At 52.6% G+C, this 4,501-nt stretch carries 4 protein-coding genes and 1 pseudogene; 1 reads left to right on the top strand and 4 read right to left on the bottom strand.

Translation table 11 applies throughout. The annotated features are described in order from the left end of the window. From ACILQA_RS10010 to ACILQA_RS10000, 3 genes are all read right to left on the bottom strand, one after another. Positions 1-1,400: TonB-dependent receptor plug domain-containing protein (locus ACILQA_RS10010; protein WP_395629560.1), on the bottom strand; the 1,400-nt coding region annotated here is incomplete at its 3' end. Between the two features lie 262 nt (positions 1,401-1,662). Continuing rightward, complete coding sequence (clpX, locus tag ACILQA_RS10005) at positions 1,663-2,934, bottom strand: ATP-dependent Clp protease ATP-binding subunit ClpX (protein WP_395629559.1); 1,272 nt, start codon at positions 2,932-2,934, stop codon at positions 1,663-1,665. Positions 2,935-3,068: 134 nt separating this feature from the next. Next, a complete protein-coding gene (locus ACILQA_RS10000) occupies positions 3,069-3,701 on the bottom strand; it encodes an ATP-dependent Clp protease proteolytic subunit (RefSeq protein ID WP_183941028.1) in 633 nt (210 codons plus the stop codon). Here ACILQA_RS10000 and ACILQA_RS09995 point away from each other — a divergent pair. Continuing rightward, positions 3,700-3,867: a hypothetical protein gene (locus ACILQA_RS09995; protein ID WP_395629558.1), complete on the top strand. Its 168-nt coding sequence runs from the start codon at positions 3,700-3,702 to the stop codon at positions 3,865-3,867. The two genes, ACILQA_RS10000 and ACILQA_RS09995, sit on opposite strands and share 2 nt — an antisense overlap. Before the next feature lie 99 nt (positions 3,868-3,966). Here ACILQA_RS09995 and ACILQA_RS09990 read toward each other — a convergent pair. Continuing rightward, positions 3,967-4,501 (bottom strand): annotated as a pseudogene (locus ACILQA_RS09990) (trigger factor); the annotation flags it as partial.

The following is a 4,501-nucleotide window of genomic DNA, read 5'->3' as shown; positions in this document are numbered from 1 at the left end:
CCATTGACGTCCAACAAGCCAACTTCGCCTGTCTGACGGTGACGTGCACGGTCAAAGGTGTAGGCAAGACGAACCGAATGGGCATCGTTGATTTCATAACGCAGCGAGCTGATGACGCCATAACGATGCGTTTGGGTCTGGCTTGGTGCCATCATGGTAACCTGATCCAGGATGTCGCCATCGCCGTTCAGATCCTTACCAAAGAATGGCGAACCCGAGAGGTATCCAGCCTGGCAGTTAACGCCAGCGCCGCTTACCACGGTGGTGCAGTTTGCTGCGCCGCCGGTTGGATCGATGTCGCGACGTGCTTCACGTGCAGTAACGGTGCCACCGCCATTTGCCTTGACGTACTGATAGCTTGGATCGACCGTCAACGTCAGCTTTTCACCGAAAGTGAATTTCGACGCACCACGGATGCTGCCCGTGTTTGACGGGTTAAAACGACGGTCGAATTCCGTACCGCACGTTGTTGCAGACTGTGCCGTACCCGCAACTGGGGTTACCGTCGTCGAGCAAGGGAAGTTAATCAGATATTCCCGCTCATCATTGTTCGCTGGGAAACGGTTGGACGAAGCGGCACCAACGACACGGCCGGCGTCGTTGCGCAAAGGCAGCGAGCCGAAGAAGTTGTTGCGGTTTTCGTTGTAGCTACCAGAAATCGCAATGAAGTCACCGTCGCTGCCGATTGGCTGATAGATCTTCCCGTTATACTGTTGCTTGTCGACGACGCCGTAATTGTTGAACGGGTTATCGTTGGTCGCCTTTGAAGCCGAGAAGAACGCACGTGTACCGAACGACGTCAGGTTGCCGGTGTTGATCATGGCAAACAGGCGCTCGAAGTTAAAGTCGCCGAGCGAAGCCGAGACCTTAACGCCGAAATCTTCAGTCGGTGTCAGTGTGCGGTAGTTGACGGTGCCACCAACAGCCGATGCTGTAGGGCTGTCAACGTCAGTCGTACCCAGGTTAACATTGACCTGTTCAATCAATTCAGGGTCAAGCTGTTGGTTCGAATAGATGGCGTAGTTGCCGGAGTCATTCAACGGAATACCGTCGAATGTCAGCGAGATACGCGACGAGTCAAAACCACGGATGTTCAGAGTACCGCCCGACGAGCCATAAGCATCGTTGTTCTGGAAGCTTACACCTGGAATGACGTTGATGGTGTCGAGGATTGTCTGACCTGGGTTCTGACGTTCGATCAACTCTTGCGTAAGAACCGCTTTTGCCTTGGTCGAGTCAGGTGCCTGAATGCCGGCAACGTCCTGCGAACGCGAACCGGAAACGACGATTACTTCTTCTTCGAAGTCGACTGAACCAGTCGACTGCGCGAAGGCAGCGCTTGAAAAGCTGCAGATGGTAAGTGCAACCGCACTCGCCGCAAGCTGATAACGAATTTTCATTTCTAAAACCCCTTTGGTTTCCACATGCCAATTCACTGGTAACCAAGCATTTCGCTCGAATCATCCATATGAATTGAACCGTGCCATCCCCTTGGGGCCGGTGAATGACAGTAAAATGACACCCCGCCCCGCAGATGATTCGCCCTTAACCGACAGCGTCGGACAGGCAAAGTATTGCAGTGCAGCAACCTGTGTAAATTGGCCTATTTAAACATTTTGTTAAGACTTGTGGCGCGTTTGCCACAGTCAGTGGAAAATGCGCTTATGCAGCATCCTCTTTGGTCGATTTCGCTGATTTTGCGTAAACGAGAACCGGCGTCTTGCGACCTTCGACAACGTCCTTGTCCACGACCACCTCGTCGACGCCGTCAAAGGTTGGAAGATCAAACATCGTATCCAGCAATATCGCTTCCAAGATAGACCGCAGTCCGCGGGCACCGGTTTTGCGTTCAATCGCTTTCTTCGCGACCGCTTCCAACGCTTCATCGGTGAAGCTCAAGCCGACATCTTCCATCTCGAACAGTTTGCGATACTGCTTCACGAGCGCATTTTTCGGCTCCGACAGGATCTTGACGAGCGCAGGGATATCGAGATCTTCCAGCGTCGCAGTGACCGGTAAACGACCCACAAATTCAGGAATCAAGCCGTATTTCAGCAAATCTTCCGGTTCAATTTGCTTGAGGATTTCACCCGTTCCGCGCTCATCGGGATCGGCAACATGTGCGCCAAAACCAATCGACTTGCCTTCAAGACGATTGGCAATGATCTTTTCCAGCCCAGCAAACGCGCCGCCACAGATGAACAAGATATTCGTTGTATCGACCTGCAGGAATTCCTGCTGTGGATGCTTACGGCCACCCTGCGGAGGCACACTTGCGGTTGTACCTTCCATCAGCTTCAGCAACGCCTGCTGAACGCCCTCACCGCTGACATCGCGGGTAATGGAGGGGTTTTCGGCCTTACGACTGATCTTGTCGATTTCATCGATATATACGATACCGCGCTGCGCCTTTTCGACATTATAGTCGGACGCCTGCAGCAGCTTGAGGATGATGTTTTCAACATCTTCACCGACATAGCCCGCTTCGGTCAGGGTCGTCGCGTCGGCCATTGTGAATGGCACGTCAAAAGTCTTTGCCAAAGTCTGGGCAAGCAAAGTCTTTCCGCAACCGGTTGGGCCAACGAGCAGGATGTTCGACTTGGCCAGCTCAACTTCGGCGCCTTTGGCACCATGGTTGAGCCGCTTATAATGGTTGTGCACAGCCACCGACAGGACACGCTTTGCCTGCGGTTGACCAATAACATAATCATCGAGAACTTCGCATATTTCACGTGGTGTAGGAACTTCACCTTCCTTGCGGCCGGTAAGCGCTCCCTTGGTTTCTTCACGAATGATGTCGTTGCAAAGCTCAACGCACTCATCACAGATGAAAACGGTCGGGCCAGCGATCAACTTGCGGACTTCGTGCTGTGACTTTCCACAGAATGAGCAATATAAGGTGCTCTTAGTGTCGGATCCGCTTAACTTCGTCATAATATGTCCTGCTACCACGCCGAAACGGGTCGTACTTTATTGAACCAACATCCTAAAGATGCGTTCCAATTTGGCAATAGCCCAAAATGGGCTGTGCCATCTTGGCAAAGGCCTGAACGCGATTGCTAACGCAATCAGTCTGCGCCTGCCTCGGAATTCAGCGGGCGCTTGTCAAAGACTTCATCCACCAAACCAAATGCCTTGGCCTCATCCGCTTCCAAGAAGGTGTCGCGATCCATCGCTTTTTCAATGTCCTTCAACGGCTTGCCGGTATATTTGGCGTATAAATCGTTCATACGCTTGCGAATGCGCAGGATTTCATTCGCCTGAATTTGAATGTCCGATGCCATACCACGCGCACCGCCCGAAGGCTGGTGGACCATGATACGCGAATTGGTCAGCGCAACGCGCATGCCGGGTTCACCCGCAGCCAACAGGAAGCTGCCCATCGATGCGGCTTGTCCGATGCACACTGTCCCGACCTTTGGACGGATATATTGCATGGTGTCATGAATCGCCATGCCAGCGGTTACAACGCCGCCCGGCGAGTTGATGTACATCCAAATGTCTTTCTTTGGATTGTCCGACTCAAGGAACAACAGCTGCGCGGTGATCACCGACGCCATATTGTCCTCGACTTCACCCGTCACAAAAATGATCCGCTCGCGCAATAGACGCGAAAAAATGTCCCAGCTCCGCTCTCCGCGGTTCGATTGCTCGATAACGACGGGAACTAGGGCTTGTACCGGATCAAATGGGACGTGCATGAAATACCTCTGGGCTGTTCTGTTTTACGCTGATGCCTACATCGGCGCGGGCAGACAAAGTTTCAAGCAGGAAAAGGTTAAGTTGGCGCGCAATCCACAGAGAGTTAAACAAAATTGCGCTGCGATTGAGGGGGGTAACATCGATTATTTGTTAGATTTTGAATGATCTGGCCATTTAAAAGCCAAATGTGACGCACATCAGCGCGACCGAAACAAAAAAGGCCCCGGAATCCCGAGGCCTTTTCGTTTATCCAAAACTGGACGATTATTTCTTAGGCGCAGCCTTTTTGGCAGGAGCCTTCTTGGCCGCTGGCTTAGCTTCTTCCGCGTCCTTCTTAGGAGCAGCTTTCTTTGCAGCAGGCTTAGCTTCCTTTGCAGGCGCCTCTTCCTTTGCTGCAGCCTTTTTCGCAGGAGCCTTCTTCTTGGCCGCTGGCTTTGCGTCTGGTTCAGCTTCAATCGCTGCTTCAAGAACGTCCTTAGTCACGGTCTTTTCAGTGATCGTCGCCTTGTCGAACAAGAAATCTACAACCTTGTCTTCAAACATTGGCGCACGCAGCTGTGCCGCTGCCATTGGGTTTTCCTGCAGATACTGCACAAAACGCTGACGGTCTTCAGGGCGATATTGCTGTGCAGCTTGCTGCACGAGCATGTTCATTTCCTGTTGGCTGACTTCAACGCCATTTGCCTGACCGATTTCGGACAGCAACAAACCAAGGCGAACGCGGCGGACGGCGATATCGCGATACTCTTCGCGCTCGGCTTCCATTTCCTTCTTCGCAGCTTCGGCGTCTTCTTCGCGG

Origin of the sequence: Sphingorhabdus sp. (genome assembly GCF_044239005.1) — a bacterium.
Classification (GTDB): domain Bacteria; phylum Pseudomonadota; class Alphaproteobacteria; order Sphingomonadales; family Sphingomonadaceae; genus Sphingorhabdus_B.
The sequence above is the reverse complement of the archived record's forward strand: the minus strand, read 5'-3'. Positions and strand labels throughout refer to the sequence as shown.

What these genes read in the sequence shown, in the direction of transcription:
- clpX (WP_395629559.1), bottom strand. Translation starts at nt 2,934, where the DNA reads ATGACGAAGTTAAGCGGATCCGACACTAAGAGCACCTTATATTGCTCA.
- ACILQA_RS09995 (WP_395629558.1), top strand. Translation starts at nt 3,700, where the DNA reads ATGAAATACCTCTGGGCTGTTCTGTTTTACGCTGATGCCTACATCGGC.
- ACILQA_RS10000 (WP_183941028.1), bottom strand. Translation starts at nt 3,701, where the DNA reads ATGCACGTCCCATTTGATCCGGTACAAGCCCTAGTTCCCGTCGTTATC.